Source organism: Enterococcus sp. AZ103, from assembly GCF_051714685.1.
Lineage (GTDB): Bacteria > Bacillota > Bacilli > Lactobacillales > Enterococcaceae > Enterococcus_A > Enterococcus_A alishanensis.
Genome location: NZ_JBIOSI010000002.1, coordinates 31641 through 46528 on the forward strand (window position 1 = coordinate 31641; position 14888 = coordinate 46528).

At 35.3% G+C, this 14888-nt stretch carries 20 protein-coding genes; 15 read left to right on the forward strand and 5 right to left on the reverse strand.

What is annotated here, in order from left to right; translation table 11 throughout:
- The first annotated feature begins 1 nt into the window (after position 1).
- Genes ID741_RS14620 through ID741_RS14630 form a run of 3 tightly spaced genes read left to right on the forward strand, consistent with a single transcriptional unit; the run spans position 2 to position 2850 of the window.
- Positions 2-1201 (forward strand): MFS transporter, encoded by a 1200-nt coding sequence (locus tag ID741_RS14620; RefSeq protein ID WP_438720507.1) that lies wholly within the window; start codon positions 2-4, stop codon positions 1199-1201.
- Between the two features lie 53 nt (positions 1202-1254).
- Positions 1255-2283, forward strand: coding sequence for a LacI family DNA-binding transcriptional regulator (locus ID741_RS14625; RefSeq protein ID WP_218325956.1), 1029 nt, complete (start codon positions 1255-1257; stop codon positions 2281-2283).
- Positions 2284-2295: 12 nt separating this feature from the next.
- Positions 2296-2850 (forward strand): sugar O-acetyltransferase, encoded by a 555-nt coding sequence (locus tag ID741_RS14630; protein WP_438720508.1) that lies wholly within the window; start codon positions 2296-2298, stop codon positions 2848-2850.
- A gap of 58 nt (positions 2851-2908) precedes the next feature.
- Here ID741_RS14630 and ID741_RS14635 read toward each other — a convergent pair whose 3' ends face one another.
- The 3 genes from ID741_RS14635 to ID741_RS14645 form a co-directional block, all read right to left on the reverse strand.
- Positions 2909-3259 carry a DUF2200 domain-containing protein gene (locus ID741_RS14635; protein WP_218325955.1) on the reverse strand — a complete coding sequence of 117 codons (351 nt, stop codon included), beginning with the start codon at positions 3257-3259 and terminating at the stop codon, positions 2909-2911.
- A 57-nt stretch (positions 3260-3316) separates the two neighbouring features.
- On the reverse strand, positions 3317-4183 hold the full coding sequence (locus ID741_RS14640; protein ID WP_218325954.1) for an aldo/keto reductase: 867 nt from the start codon (positions 4181-4183) through the stop codon (positions 3317-3319).
- Positions 4184-4338: 155 nt separating this feature from the next.
- Positions 4339-4593: a hypothetical protein gene (locus ID741_RS14645; protein ID WP_438720509.1), complete on the reverse strand. Its 255-nt coding sequence runs from the start codon at positions 4591-4593 to the stop codon at positions 4339-4341.
- 255 nt (positions 4594-4848) lie between these two features.
- Here ID741_RS14645 and ID741_RS14650 point away from each other — a divergent pair, with 255 nt between their 5' ends.
- From ID741_RS14650 to ID741_RS14695, 10 genes are all read left to right on the forward strand, one after another.
- On the forward strand, positions 4849-5571 hold the full coding sequence (locus tag ID741_RS14650) for a dihydrofolate reductase family protein (RefSeq protein WP_438720510.1): 723 nt from the start codon (positions 4849-4851) through the stop codon (positions 5569-5571).
- Positions 5572-5587: 16 nt separating this feature from the next.
- Positions 5588-5932: a MerR family transcriptional regulator gene (locus ID741_RS14655; protein ID WP_218325951.1), complete on the forward strand. Its 345-nt coding sequence runs from the start codon at positions 5588-5590 to the stop codon at positions 5930-5932.
- A 9-nt stretch (positions 5933-5941) separates the two neighbouring features.
- Positions 5942-6115: a hypothetical protein gene (locus ID741_RS14660; RefSeq protein WP_218325950.1), complete on the forward strand. Its 174-nt coding sequence runs from the start codon at positions 5942-5944 to the stop codon at positions 6113-6115.
- Between the two features lie 225 nt (positions 6116-6340).
- Entirely contained in the window at positions 6341-6541 is a 201-nt protein-coding gene (locus ID741_RS14665) for a cold-shock protein (RefSeq protein WP_218325949.1), read from the forward strand.
- Positions 6542-6678: 137 nt separating this feature from the next.
- Positions 6679-8016 (forward strand): branched-chain amino acid transport system II carrier protein, encoded by a 1338-nt coding sequence (brnQ, locus tag ID741_RS14670; protein WP_218325948.1) that lies wholly within the window; start codon positions 6679-6681, stop codon positions 8014-8016.
- A 59-nt stretch (positions 8017-8075) separates the two neighbouring features.
- Complete coding sequence (locus ID741_RS14675) at positions 8076-8684, forward strand: DUF998 domain-containing protein (RefSeq protein WP_438721235.1); 609 nt, start codon at positions 8076-8078, stop codon at positions 8682-8684.
- 55 nt (positions 8685-8739) lie between these two features.
- Positions 8740-9129, forward strand: a complete 390-nt coding sequence (locus ID741_RS14680; RefSeq protein ID WP_438720511.1) for a hypothetical protein — start codon at positions 8740-8742, stop codon at positions 9127-9129.
- A 10-nt stretch (positions 9130-9139) separates the two neighbouring features.
- Positions 9140-9595: a GNAT family N-acetyltransferase gene (locus ID741_RS14685; protein WP_438720512.1), complete on the forward strand. Its 456-nt coding sequence runs from the start codon at positions 9140-9142 to the stop codon at positions 9593-9595.
- Positions 9596-9650: 55 nt separating this feature from the next.
- A complete protein-coding gene (locus ID741_RS14690) occupies positions 9651-10556 on the forward strand; it encodes a TMEM175 family protein (protein WP_438720513.1) in 906 nt (301 codons plus the stop codon).
- A 67-nt stretch (positions 10557-10623) separates the two neighbouring features.
- The gene (locus ID741_RS14695) at positions 10624-11178 is read left to right on the forward strand and encodes a hypothetical protein (protein ID WP_438720514.1); all 555 of its coding nucleotides are present in this window, start codon (positions 10624-10626) and stop codon (positions 11176-11178) included.
- Between the two features lie 46 nt (positions 11179-11224).
- On the opposite strand, the gene ID741_RS14700 is transcribed toward ID741_RS14695, so the two are convergent.
- Entirely contained in the window at positions 11225-11554 is a 330-nt protein-coding gene (locus ID741_RS14700; protein ID WP_218325943.1) for a hypothetical protein, read from the reverse strand.
- Between the two features lie 174 nt (positions 11555-11728).
- Between ID741_RS14700 and ID741_RS14705 the strand changes: the two genes are divergently transcribed.
- Both ID741_RS14705 and ID741_RS14710 read left to right on the forward strand, forming a co-directional pair.
- Positions 11729-12223 (forward strand): Lrp/AsnC family transcriptional regulator, encoded by a 495-nt coding sequence (locus tag ID741_RS14705; RefSeq protein WP_438720515.1) that lies wholly within the window; start codon positions 11729-11731, stop codon positions 12221-12223.
- Complete coding sequence (locus ID741_RS14710) at positions 12220-13383, forward strand: aminotransferase class I/II-fold pyridoxal phosphate-dependent enzyme (protein WP_438720516.1); 1164 nt, start codon at positions 12220-12222, stop codon at positions 13381-13383. Before ID741_RS14705 ends, ID741_RS14710 begins: the two co-directional genes overlap by 4 nt.
- Before the next feature lie 87 nt (positions 13384-13470).
- Here ID741_RS14710 and ID741_RS14715 read toward each other — a convergent pair whose 3' ends face one another.
- Positions 13471-14820, reverse strand: a complete 1350-nt coding sequence (locus ID741_RS14715) for an amino acid permease (RefSeq protein ID WP_218325940.1) — start codon at positions 14818-14820, stop codon at positions 13471-13473.
- Positions 14821-14888: the final 68 nt, after the last annotated feature.

Consider the following 14888-nt stretch of genomic DNA (forward strand, 5'->3'; position numbering starts at 1 on the left):
AATGGAAAAACGAAATTCGGTTATTACTCAAGCAGCGATTTTGTCCCTTTCGATTTTATTGACGAGTGCAACTGCCATTAACGGTGCTTTACCACAAATGCGCAATAGTTTAAATATGACAACTACTCAAGGAGAGCTGGTGGCAACTGTGCCAGCCTTGGCGGTCGTAATTTTCGTAATCCTTTCTAATCTAATTGCTAAAAAAATCGGGATTAAAAAGACTGTTCAAATTGGTTTGCTTTTTGTGGGATTCGGCGGGATTGCACCAATTTTTCTAACCAGTTACCCTATGATTATCGTTAGTCGCTTCATTTTAGGTGCAGGATTTGGTTTGTTTAATTCTTTGGCAGTTTCAATTATTAATTTGTTGTATAGAGATGAAGTGAATCGTCGGGCGACTTTGCTAGGATTTAGAGGCGCAGCTGAAAACATCGGGAGTGCGGTTATGACGATTGCTGCAGGTATTTTGCTAAGTGTCAGTTGGAAATTTTCTTTCGGTGTTTATGCGATTGCTTTTCCAATCTTTATTTTATTCACCATGTTTGTTCCAGAAATTGATGAAAAAGATCATGAAAAAAGTAGTGATCAAGGACAATCTCACGAAAAAATTCAATTACCAGTCTTTTTATTAGCGCTGTTTGCTTTATTTTTAGTGATGACCTTTATTGCAATTGGCGTTCGTTTTCCAGCAATGGTGACTTCGATGCGAGGAGAGGACTACAATGCCTCTAACTTTTTAGCGGTGATGCCGATTATTGGGATTGTTACCGGTACATTTTTCGGGCGCATCAATCAAATTTTAGGAGAAAAGTGTCTGCATTTAGGCTTGATTTTATTAGCAATTGCGACTTTATTAATTGGCTTATCCAATGGTAATTTTGCTCTATTATTAGTTGGGTACTTTATTAGTGGGATTCCTGGAAGTTTGATTTTTCCATTTATTTATAACTCATTAAACAGTTATGCTCCTGCTAGCAAAATGAATATTGCCACTTCGATTATTTTAATCGGTTGTAACTTAGGAAATTTCTTAGCACCATTTGGTTTGAGTATTTTACAAAAGGTTACTGGATCAGAAAGTATTTTTGCTCCATTTATCGCGTTGTTTGTCATTATTATTGGGATATTGATTGCTTTTATCGTGAGAGATATGGTTTTTTTTCAAAAAAACCAACTAACTAAAACCGTGAAGTCTAAATAACTTTGCGATCATCTGTGGTAAAATTTAGTTATCAAACAGGTGAGGTGGAAAAAATGGTTGGTATCCGTGATGTTGCTCGAAAGGCAAATGTTAGTCCCGGTACAGTATCTCGTTTTTTAAATCAAGATCAAACATTATCAATTTCTGATGAGACGAAGACTCGGATTTTATCCGCAGTGAAAGATTTAAATTACGATATTAGTAAACGTAAATATGAAAAGAAAAAGTTGCCATCTCTCGGTTTAATTTCCACTATTGATCGAAAAAAAGAACTAGATGACCCTTATTTCAGTCAATTACGGGCAGGAATCAAAGAAGAAGCGCGTCGACTACACTTAGGTATGAATCGAACTTATTATTTAGCTGAGGACGACCCGCAAGAATGGAAAGACTTTGATCATTTAGGTGGCATTATTATTATTGGTTCGGTCCAAGAAAAATCAATTCAAAAGTTAATGTCACAAAATAAAAATATTGTCGTGGTGGATAATCCTGACATTCAAGCCGATGTGGATTTAGTTTATGCTGACTTTGAACGAATGACACAAAAAATTTTATCACTATTAATTGCCGCAGGTCATAAAAAAATTGCTTATATCGGCGGTTACAATATTGATATGAATGAATTTGGGGAAAAAGAATATAACGAAAATGAAAAAAGATTACGGGTGTATAAACAGTTTATGTACGAACAAGGGTTAAAGCAAAATATTGATTACAAATTAGGATTATGGGAACCTTTGGAAGGTAAACGAATGATGGATGAGCTATTATCAGAAAATGGCGAGAATCTTCCGACTGCAATTTTAGTTGGAAGTGATCCACTATCAGTGGGTGTCTACCGTAGCTTGCAGTCAGCTGGGAAAAAAATCGGTGAAGATATCGTCATTGTTAGTTTTGACAATATTGAAATCGCTGAATATTTAACACCTAATCTGACAACCGTCAATATTAATAGTCGAGAAATCGGAAAAGCTGCCGTTCGTTTGGCCAAAGAAAAAATTAATCAAGAAAGAAGCGAAAATGTTGTACTAACTTTTCCTTCAAAATTAATCGAACGTGAAAGTTTCCGTTTTAGCTAAAGGAGTTTTTATTTGGATACAGCAGAAATCAAACGGCGCATGGATAGTGGCGAAATCTACTATGAAAATGCCGAAATTTATCAAGAACAGGTTCAATATACCGACTGGATCTTTCAATACAATCAATTACTGCCTAGTAAAAAAACCGAAAAAATAGCTTTATTACAAAAAATCTTTGGCAGTGTAGGAAATGATACGACTTTAATGCAGCCAATTCATGCTAATTGGGGAAAAAATACTTTTATTGGTGAAAGAGTCTATAGTAACTTTAATTTGACTTTAGTTGATGACACTAAAATTATTATTGGAGACGATACAATGATTGGTCCCGATGTAACCTTGATTGCCGGAACTCATCCTCTAAATCCAGAGCTACGTTTAAAAAATGCTCAATATAATTTACCAGTCACGATTGGTAAGAATGTTTGGTTAGGGGCCAATGTAATTGTTTTTCCAGGAGTGACAATTGGCGACCATTCGGTGATAGGTGCTGGTAGTTTAGTAACAAAGGATGTACCAGAGAATGTTTTAGCTTACGGCTCACCATGCAAGGTGATAAAAAAATAGAGAATAGTTAGATAGTAAAACAGCCAAGAGACGACAAAAATCGTTCTTGGCTGTTTTTTTATTTTCGTAAGATTTTTTCCATAGTTTTGCCTTTTGCTAATTCATCAATCAATTTATCTAAATAGCGAATTTTTTGCATCAAAGGATCTTCAATTTCTTCCACTCGCACACCACAAACCACACCTTTAATCAGTTTCGTGTCTGGATTTATTTCCGGAGCTACTGCGAAAAACTCTCTGAAAGAATGTTCAGCTTGAAGTTGCGCCATTAATTGTTGTTGCGTAAAACCAGTCAACCAACAAATAATTTGATCGACTTCTGTTTTAGTACGACCTTTTCTTTCTGCTTTTTTAACATACAAAGGATAAACTGTCGCAAAGGACATCTCGAATATTTTTGTGTTCGTCATCTAACGCTCCTTTTTTTATAATAGTATCAAGAAAAGAAGGGAGAGACAACCTAACGATTATTTATCAGTTGCCCGACGGAATACAGGAATGTCAGTGCTAGAACCATAATCAATTTTACCGATATTCTTTAAAGTCGCCATATCTTCAGCTGAAATTTCAAAATCAACATCGGCATTGTTTTTCATGTGAGCAATTTTTTCTGTTTTTGGTAATGGCAATAAATCAAGTTGCAACAAGTATCGTACTGCTAATTGAGGAATTGATACTTGATATTTTTCCGCTAAAGCCGTGATTTCGGGATTACTCATCATTTCACCATGGGCAATGGGCGAGTATGCTTCTACCAAAATATCATTTTTTTGAGCAAAATCGATTAATGCAACAGGTGTATGACCGATATGAGCCAAGACTTGATCAACCATCGGTTTAATTTTTCCATTGTTGATGATATTTTCTAAATCAATTTGTTCAAAATTTGAAACACCAATTGCTTTAATTTTCCCTACTTCATATGCTTCTTCTAAGGCCTTCCAAGCAGCCAAGTTGCCATCAAAATAATGATTAGCCTCCTCTTGGAAATTTGCCCAAGGCTTAGGAGAATGGATAATCATTAAATCGATATAACCAATAGCTAATTTGTTCAAAGATTCTTCGATTGCGGCAACTGCACCGTCATAATTTTTAATTTCTGCTGCCAATTTCGTCGTTAAGAAAAGTTCTTCTCTAGGAATCCCAGAATGACGAATGCCAGCGCCTACTCCAACTTCATTTTCATAAGCTTGGGCTGTATCGATATGACGATAACCAACTTCGATTGCTTCAATCACTGCTTTTTCAGCTTTTTCGTCAGGAATCATCCAAGTACCAAAACCAATTTTTGGAATTTTTACTTCATTGGAAAGAGTGTACGTTTCTTTTAACATATTAGATCCTTCTTTCTGTATTTGTTAAAACAAGCCTAACACTTAAACTGGACATTAAGGCAAGCAAAAAGCCACTAAAAATAAATTCAGTCGAAATACTCAACAGCTTATCTTTAGTGGCACAATTCCTAACAATATTTTTCTACTCCTAATGACTAAGCGCTAACCCCTTGAAACAGTCCGGTCACTTGTATCCAAATCCCTGAAGCAGCGAGCGAGATTTTATCCCACAATACAGCGAAATCGGGATTTACCACAAAATTTTCCAACTGATTTAAAGCAACTTCATGGTAGTTGACGACTAAATAAAGGACGATTAATACGCCAGCAACGCGCCACAGCAAGGATCCCATGCGGATTGCAAAATACAAAATAAATGCAATCACAGCGATGGCTAAAATCTGTTCCATTTGTTTTCACCTCCTTTGAAAGGTAGTATGGCGAAACTTTTGTAAAAGAAAATAGGACTAAAGTCGTAGAAAAACTTGGAAATTAGAAAAGTCCTATAAGAAAGCACGTTTTCTTTTATTTGTTAAAAATTTTCAAAAAAACGGTTTGATTAAAATTTAATTAAGGAATGAAACTAATGGATTGCCTTAAAGTCGACTTTAAGTTGTAGAATCTAAACATAGAAATGAGAAAAATCATATTTAGGAGGAATAATCATGACACGACCATTTATCTTTTGCCACATGTTAACATCATTAGATGGAAAAATTACCGGCGATTTTTTTAAGAGTGAAAAAGCCAAATCTGCTAGTCTTCAATTCTACAATATTGCCTTCGGGAAAGATCCTTATTACAAAAACCAAGGCTGGCTTTCTGGTCGAGTTACGTCAGACGACAACTTTACTTTTTATAAAGAACCAGCTTTATCGGCAAATTGTCAACCTGTCCCCGCAGGTGATTTTATTAGCCAAGTTGGGGCAGAAATGTATTACATCTCTTTGGATCCTTCAGGCAAATTAGGTTGGGAAAAAAATACAATTAGTTATCGAGAAACGGTCGCAACAGTCATCGAAGTATTAACAGAAAGGGTTAGCGAACAATACAAAGCTTTTTTACGAGAACTAGATATTCCGTATATCATTGCTGGAAAAGAAACGATTGATCCGCAAGTGACGATTGATAAGTTACAAATGTATTTTCAATTAGACAGCATTATGTTAGGTGGTGGTGGTGTAATTAATTGGTCATTTATTCAAGCGGGTGTTTGCGATGAATTAAGTCTTGTTTTAGCCCCAGTTGCTGATGGAAATCCAGATACGCCTTCACTTTTTAATGCTATCGGAGGTCAGGCTGATGGAAAGAAATTTGCTGATTTTAAATTAATAGAAAGCAAAGTGTTAGCAGATGATGCGTTATGGTTAAGATATCAAGTGGAATAATAAAGGAGGCTAAGGGATGAAAATTTCTGAAGCAGCACAAGAGACTCAATTAAGCCCTAGCCTGTTAAGACATTATGAACGAATTGGTTTGACAGGAACAATCAAACGAAATCCAGATGGTAGCCGAAATTATAGTTCGAAGGACATTAAATGGATTCATTTAATGAAACAATTATTGGCGAATGAGGTACCGCTAGAAGTTTTATTGGATTATAACTTTTTATATCGTTTAGGCCCTTTTACAGATGATTGGCAAAAGGAGTTATTAGAAGAAGCGCAGCAACATTTGATTGCGCGATATCAAGATTTGATGACCACTATGCAGCAATTGAATCAAGTTATTGCATCTTATCGGAAATAGGAGGGAATTATGAAAAAAAGCCATCGTTTGTTGGTAATCATTGGTATTACGGTAATCTTTTTTTGGGGTTGGGATTTGATGATGCCAAAAAAAAGTCAGACAATTCCTGATAGCGCAATTCAATTAAAGGTTGATTCCCAAGTGAAAAATTGTGAGTATACAATTTTTTTAAGTAGTCAATAAATCTGAGATTACTTGAAATTTTTCATAAAATTATTGGAAACTTAATAAAATAGCGCGAAAATGCTCTTTTTATAATAATTATGTTGCTATTGGATAACAGGCGTGTTATGGTATGAAAGTAATAGTTTTGATGTGTTTTTTAATTTAGCAAGTTTCGACTTCTTTTTACACTTCTCAATGTATTGCAAATAAGCACATTAGATGTGTATTTGGAGGTACTACAATATGAATAACGGTACAGTAAAATGGTTTAACCCTGACAAAGGCTTTGGATTTATCACTGGTGAAGATGGAAATGACGTATTCGCTCATTTTTCAGCTATCCAAGGTGACGGTTTCAAAACTTTAGACGAAGGTCAAGCAGTAACTTACGATGTTGAAGATGGTCAACGTGGCCCTCAAGCAACTAACATTGTTAAAGCTTAATTTAAACTTTTAAGTGAAGGTCATTATGACCTTCATTTTTTTTTTGCCTAAATTTACCTTATGAAGTGAAAAAAATCGATGATTCAGCTACAATGGAGAATAGTTTCAGATATTTTTCAAATAGTAGGAGATATTTTATGGAGAAAAAATTATCACTTAAGCATTATTTATTTATTGGTTCAATGTTATTTGGTTTGTTTTTTGGTGCTGGGAATTTGATTTTCCCTGTGAACATGGGTCAATTAGCTGGCAGTAAAGTTTTTTTAGCAAATTTAGGTTTCTTAGTTACTGGCATCGGTCTACCTTTTTTAGGAATTATCGCTATTGGAGCATCTCAAAGTGAGGGGCTATTAGATTTAGCTTCACGTATTAATCGCAAATATGCAATTATTTTCACCATCTTAATTTATTTAGTGATTGGTCCATTTTTTGCTTTACCCCGTTTGGCAACGACTTCCTTTGAGATTGGTATCGCACCTTTTACTTCAGGAGAACATTCAAAAATTGCGTTAGCTATTTTTAGTATTTTATTTTTCGTGGCCACTTGGTTCTTTTCCCGAAAACCTACCAAAATTTTAGATTATGTTGGTAAGTTTCTTAATCCAATTTTTTTAATTTTACTGGGATTTTTATTGTTTTTAGGATTTACACGACCATTAGGACCGATTGCTACGGCACCAGTACAGCCAGATTATCAATCCGCAACTTTTTTAAAAGGTTTTATTGAAGGGTACAATACCTTAGATGCATTGGCATCATTAGCCTTTGGAATTATTATTGTTACCACGATTCGTTCAATGGGTATTGAGAAACCTAGCCAAATTGCCAAAGATACAATTAAAGCAGGGACGATTAGTGTGATATTAATGGGAATTATCTATACTTTATTAGCTTATTTAGGTGCGATGAGTTTGGGAAAATTTCCGATTAGTGAAAATGGAGGAATTGCTCTAGCCCAAATTGCCAATCATTATTTAGGTACAATTGGTAGTATTTTGTTAGCATTAATTGTTATTTCCGCTTGTTTAAAAACAGCAATCGGTTTAGTGACGGCTTTTTCCGAAACTTTTGTTGAAATCTTTCCAAAAAGAAGTTATCAATTCTTTATTGTTTTTGCTAGTGTTTTACCTTGTTTATTTGCCAATATTGGTTTAACAAAGATTATTGAAATTTCGTTGCCAGTCTTGATGTTTGTTTATCCCTTAGCGATGACTTTAATTTTATTAGCAATTATCGGTCCGTTATTTAAAAATCGTCCGATTGTTTATCAAATGACGACTATTTTTACACTAATTGCGGCGATATTAGATGGTTTAGCTGCTAGTCCGAGTGTGATCGTCAACTTATCTTGGGTTCAGACATTATTGAACTTTGCTAAGCAATATTTACCATTATTTAATTTGGGAATGGGTTGGGTTGTTCCAGCCTTTGTCGGTTTTATTGTTGGTTTATTGATCGTTAAGCTAAAAAAATAAATTAAACGAAGGGGAGACCTTCGTTTTTTTTAATTGGAGGGAAATGTGTGAGAAAAGGTATGATATTTTTATTGTTAGCAGTGATCAGTGATTTTTTGACACCTTATGGATTGGGATTATTTGCACCAAATATCCATCAAATGAAAGATGTAATGAGCGCTTTTGGCGATGTCAGTAGTCCAGTGCGTACTCCTTTTTTAATTTGGTCAGTGATTTCGGGTATTTTATTTGTTTTGGCAGTCCCAGCTGTCTTTCATTATTTTCGCAAGACTTCGGTTGGTTTGGCGAGTTTGTTAGCTTTGTCAGTTGCGTTGTATGGAATTGGTGACTGTATTTTTACGGGGCTTTTTAGTATTAATGAAGAAGCAGCAACATGGAACTTATCTACTTGGATTCATAATATTGGCTCGGGCATCGGCTATGCAGGTTTTTTTCTATTCCCATTAATTTTGATATTACTTTATCAAAAACAAGGAGAACTAAAAAAAGTCAGGAAATATCAGCTACTCTTTGCTATTAGTCTTTTATTTGGTGCAATTTATGGTTTGGCTCAACTAAATGTACCGTTTCTCCATTTGGTAGGATTGTGGCAACGAGTTAGCTTTTTCTTTAATTATTTACCGATGGTGATTTTTGTTGGCGATGTTTTTAAAAATAAGTTACAATGAGAACGTACGTTCGCAACTTATTTTTAAAGAGGTGATAAAGATGGGAGAAGCGTTCATGTCATATCATCCAGATCCCTATGTTCGCAATTATGATGATCGTAAAATGGCGAAGTGGCTCGGTTTTTATCTAAGCGAGCATACGGCTGAGATGAATAAAGAAGAAAAAGATCGTCATGAAATATGGCAGCGACGAGAAATAATGAGTGACGAAGCAATCGGTAAAATATTAAATCAAGCATATACTGATCAGCAAAAAGTTCGATTACAATTGGCTTTTTTAAACTCTGAGGGCCAACCAGAAGCTGATCTAATTGGTGTGATCGCTGGAATTGATCAACAAACCATATACCTGGTTGAAGAGATGGATCATTTTCAAACAATTTTGCTGGAACAAATCCAATATGTGGAACTGGTGACGTATCTTAAATGGAGTGAAGAAATTTAAAGGAGCAAAAATGCGAGAAATCATAAAAATAAAAGATCATCCTGAATTAACAGGATTAGCTGCCAATTGGTTTCATCATAAATGGGGTGTGCCGTTAGAAGCTTATTTAGAAAGTATTGAGACAAGTATCATTGGTAAAACAGCAGTCCCTCAATGGTATGGCATGTTTTCGAAAAATAAAATGATCGCCGGTATTGGTGTGATTGAAAATGACTTCCACGACCGTCAAGATTTGACGCCAAATATTTGTAGCTTGTATGTTGAAGAGGGGTATCGTAACCAAGGGATTGCTGGTGAAATGTTAGATTTTGTTTGTCAGGATATGAAAAATCAGGGGATTGAAACGCTGTATTTATTGACTGACCATCAAGCATTTTATGAAAAATACCAGTGGGAATTTTACACTTTGGCACAACCAGAAGAGACACAAAATCCCAGTCGTATCTACCGTCATCGTTTCATTTAGTCTTTTGCGAATTTTCCAGTACAATAAAAGAGAATTCAAAAGAGGAAGTGGAAAGATGAAAGAAAGAGTTGTTGTTTTTGGCGATGCTATCATTGCGATTATTCTAACCATTATGGTTTTAGAGTTGCCGGTTAAATACTTTGCTAATGGTGCAGTGAATATGACTGAATTGCTGAGAGCGATTGGGATATATTTTATTAGTTTTTGTTTTGTGGCGAATATCTGGTTTCAAGGTGCTTATAGCTTTAATCGGATTACTGAAGTAAAAAATCGAACCTTGGTAGTTTATTTAATGATGCTATTTACCTTATCACTAGTACCTTCTGCTACTCGGTTATTAATTGAAGATACGACTCGTCAAACAATTATTATTTACGGTGTTTTGACCTTTATTGTCACGTTGATTTCGCGACGTTTGAATGCTAGTTTGGAATTGCAAATATTAGATGGGCAACAACGGACGCGGCGCAAACAAGAGCTAGACCGTCAAGATATGTTTACCATGATTGTATTGGTTTGTCTGCTGATTTTTAGCTGGTTTTTTGTGAGAACAGCATTGATTGTTTATCTAATTATGCCAATCATGGCTTTTCTACAAAATATGATTGATCGAGAAGAAAATAATTTTGTCGATACTTTAGATCAAGACGAGCAGAATCAATATTATCAAAATCGTAAGGAAATAGTTGGGAACAATATACAACGGTATGGTCGTTTTCTGCGGGATTCGCTAAAGGATAGTAGCACACAAAATGATCCTGAAAAATTTCAAGCAGTCATCAACGAATGGCAACAACGTTTGCAAGTTGATATTGCTGAGCGTAAAAAGCAGCTAGCCAATGAAATGAATCCTAAAGAGCAACATAAAATCGAAAATGAACTCCGAAATTTAGATAGAATGAGTCAAAAATTAGCACAAAGAGGAAAATTTCCACCAAAAAGAAAAAATCGGGGAGCGTAATTTTTACGCTTCTTTTTTTATGTGCTATAATAAAATAAAAATATCGCAAAAAAAATAAGGTGAATAAATGTTTCGACCCACGCAAATAGAACACCCAATAAAAATGTATATTCGTCGTGATTTAGGAATTACCGTCGAACAATTTGGTCAAATTGCGGGCATTCCCCAATCAACTTTAGCTACTTGGATTAAACGAGAGCGACGAGTAGAAAAATTACCAATTGACTTTTATGCAGCTTTAGCAACAGTTGCTGATAAAAAGATTGAAATTGTCTATAAAGAATTATTGCAGTGGCAGCAGCAAGCTGATCGTTATAAACAGGAATCCCTTCAAACTTTAAGTGGTGAGCAGCCGTTGTTTGCTTTAGCGCAAAAAGAAGGACAAAAAATTTATCGTAAATATAAAGCGGAAGGTCGCCAGGCAGATTTACTTGAGCCAATGCGTCAGTTGCAAAAAGCCATCAAAAAATTAGACAGTGAGCTTTTTATTCAAACATTAATTGCCGTTTATGGAAATATTTCAGAACCGATGCCGCCATGGTTTGCTGGCAGCTTTCAAAAGAAAGATCAATTAAAAGAAGTTGGGCAAGCATTTTACAATGAAATATTGATTAAAGGCTAAAGAAAACCGCCAAGAGTAATTCTTTAAATTACTCTTGGCGGTTATTTTATAGTTCATTTGAAATAGTTTTAGAGATTTTTTTCAAATCATCAGTCATTTGACCAGTGTGCCTTGCAATATCTGAAACGCGTAAAAAGCTGTTTTTATACATTGCAACTTCACGCATTTTTTGATATCTCTCTTCGATTTCATTAAAAGTACGGGGTTTTTTATCAGACTTTTCAACGGTTTCTGAACCATTTTCATAATGCATTTCCAAAAAGGATAAAGCATCATTTACCCCATCTAAAAAGGCTTCATATTCTTCTTGCTGAATTTTACCTTCAGCTAAACGTTTTTTTTGTTTTTCAATAAATAGTTCAACGACTGTTTCCATGAATGACTCCTTCTATGACCGATTTAAATCAATTGTACTATGAATTGATGTAATTGAATAGATTATTTTCGGGAAAACAACTAATTTTTGAGAAAAATTTGACACTGGGAAGTATTTCATAAATAATAAACAAGTGATTAATTTTATGAGTTTATGATGAGAGAAGGTTTTTCAATGGAGAAAGCAAAACAACGTCAATTACTAAAAATTATTGAAAAAGATTGTCGCTTAAATGTTGCAGAAGTAGCAATTATGTTGGACTTAGAAGAGCCCATAGTTGCGGCTGAATTGAAGCGGTTAGAAGAGAATAAGATTATTGCTGGTTATCGAGCTTTAGTTAATTGGGATAAAGTAGAGGATGATTGGATCGAAGCATTAGTGGAGGTCTCAATGGTACCTACCGGTGAGGATGGTTATCGCAAAGTCGCCCAGCAAATTAAAAGTTATCAAGAAGTTGAATCACTGTTTTTTATAAGTGGTGGTTTTGATTTTATCGTGTTATTACAAGGACGAAATATAAAGGATATTTCTCGTTTCATTTCAACGAACTTAGCCTCCATTCCCGAAGTTTCTGGGACACGGACACATTTCTTGTTAGATAAATATAAAGAATGGGGTATTGATTTAACAGGAAACGACAACGATCCACGAATGCGGGTGAGTCCATGAGAGATTTTTTAGCGAAACGAATGACCAATATCAAGCCTTCAGGCATTCGTAAGTTTTTTGATATTGTTTCAGAACAACCGGATGCGATTTCTTTAGGCGTGGGGGAACCAGATTTTGATACGCCGCGTCAAATGACTGAAGTGGCCATTAATTCGTTGCGGGAAGGTCGAACTTTTTATACTGCAAATGCAGGTTTACTACCGTTACGCAAAAGAATTAATGATTATTTAAATGAAAGAGTGGGAGTAAACTATCAACCAGAATCAGAAATTATTGTGACTGTGGGAGGTAGCGAAGCGATTGATCTGGCTTTTCGCGTATTTTTGGATCCAGGAGATGAAGTGATTATTCCGGAACCAAGTTTTGTTTGCTACAAACCGATTACTGAACTTGTTGGTGGGAAAGCAGTTACGATTGATTTACAGATGGAGAATCAGTTTCAGTTGACTGCTGAGGAATTGGAAGCGGCCATTACACCTAAAAGTAAAATTTTGATGTTGTCTTATCCCAATAATCCAACAGGTGCAATTATGCCTAAAGAGGCGTTAATTAAAATTGCTGATGTAGTGAAGAAACATGATTTATTAGTAGTTTCGGATGAGATTTATGCAGAATTAATCTATGATGGTAGTTTTGTTAGCATTGCTAGTCTACCGGGGATGAGGGAGCGTACAATTGTCATTAATGGCTTTTCAAAAGCTTTTGCTATGACTGGTTGGCGTTTAGGTTTTGTCGCTGGGCCTGAAATATTCATCCAAGAGATGTTAAAAGTTCATCAATATACGATTATGGCAGCACCTACTGCTAGTCAGTATGCAGCCTTAGAAGGTTTAAAGGATTGGCATGACACAGTTGAAAACATGCGGTTATCTTATGAAGAACGGCGTAATTATTTGCATTACGCCTTAACTAATATGGGTTTGCCTTGCTATAAAGCTGAAGGTGCATTTTATTTATTTCCTCAAATTAGTCAATTTGGTTTGAGTAGCGAAGATTTTGCAATCCGTTTACTGGAGGAAGAAAAACTAGCAGTGGTCCCTGGAAGTGCTTTTGGAGAATCTGGAGAAGGTTATCTGCGTTTGTCTTACGCTTATTCGTTAGATGAACTGAAGGAAGCCATTCGACGTTTAGAAAAATTTATTCAAAAAATAAACCACTAATCAAATTTGATTAGTGGTTTTTTAAGTTTAAATAACTTTTTCTAAATGATGAGTTCAAATTATAATAAAATTTTTAAGAATATAGAGTTATCTCTTGGAGAATTTAAAGCGATAAATCAGTAATAATACAATAAACCACAAAGGAGTAAAAATTAAAGCTTCTAAGGTATCTGTCTGCAATGTTAAAGCAACCAATACGAAAAGTAAAAAGGCAAAAATCAAATAAGTCGAATAAGGAAAGAAAGGTAATTTAAAGTGATGCTGAGCAGCTGCCGCTGGATTTTTCTTGCGATACATCATATGAGTATAAACAATAATTCCCCAAATAAATAAGAAACAAATGGTTGCTACTGAGCTGATTAGGGTGAAGACTTGACTAGGTAAAAAGAAATTTAACACAACAGCAAAGAAAATAATAACCGTTGAAAACAATAGTGCTCTACCTGGAACACGGTGGCTAGTTAATTGTTTAAACTGTTTTGGTGCACTGCCTTCTTGTGCTAAAGAGCGAATCATTCTACCGGTACTGTAAATAGCACTATTGCAAGCAGACATAGCTGATGACAAAACGACAATATTAACAATCGATGCGGCTGCTACAATTCCGATTTCGGAGAATACTTGAACAAAAGGACTTTGATCTGCCGATAAACTATGCCAAGGATAAATTGACATAATCATAAATAATGAGCCCAAGTAAAACAAAATGATTCGAACTGGAATATTGTTTATCGCTTTGGGTAAAACCGTTTCCGGATCACTCGTTTCACCACCAATCAAGCCAACTAGTTCCACTCCAGCAAAGGCAAAGGTTGCCATCTGAAATGATTTTACAAATCCAGAGCCACCTTTTGGAAAGAAACCACCCTGATTCCACAAATTGCTTACCGTCACATGACCAGCCGTTGTTTTATAACTGGTGATAATCATAAATGCACCAACAATAATTAAACCAATAATTGCGACGACTTTAATTAATGCAAACCAAAATTCCAACTCACCAAACAATCCGACAGCCACTAAATTTAAACCAAGTAAAATGACCAAGGCAATCATTTCTGGAAGCCATTGTGGAATATTTGGTAACCAATAACGGACATATAAACCAGTTGCGGTTAAATCTGCCATGGCAATCGAAATCCAACAAAACCAGTAAGTCCAACCAGTAACAAAAGCGACTTTCGTACCTAAATATTCTGCTACAAAATCTAAAAAAGAATGATACTTCAAGTTAGTTAGCATTAATTCACCTAATGCTCGCATCACCAGAAAAATTACACCACCAGTAATGGCATAAGTTAGTAAAATAGATGGACCTGTTAATTGAATCGTTTTTCCAGAACCTAAAAAAAGACCTGTACCAATTGCTCCACCAATCGAGATTAATTGGACATGTCGATTTTTTAGTCCACGTTCTAATTCTTGATGTTTTTCCATTTTGACAACTCCCATTCTGATATAACAACAAGAATTCTACCAGAAAAAACTATTTTACACAGAAAAAA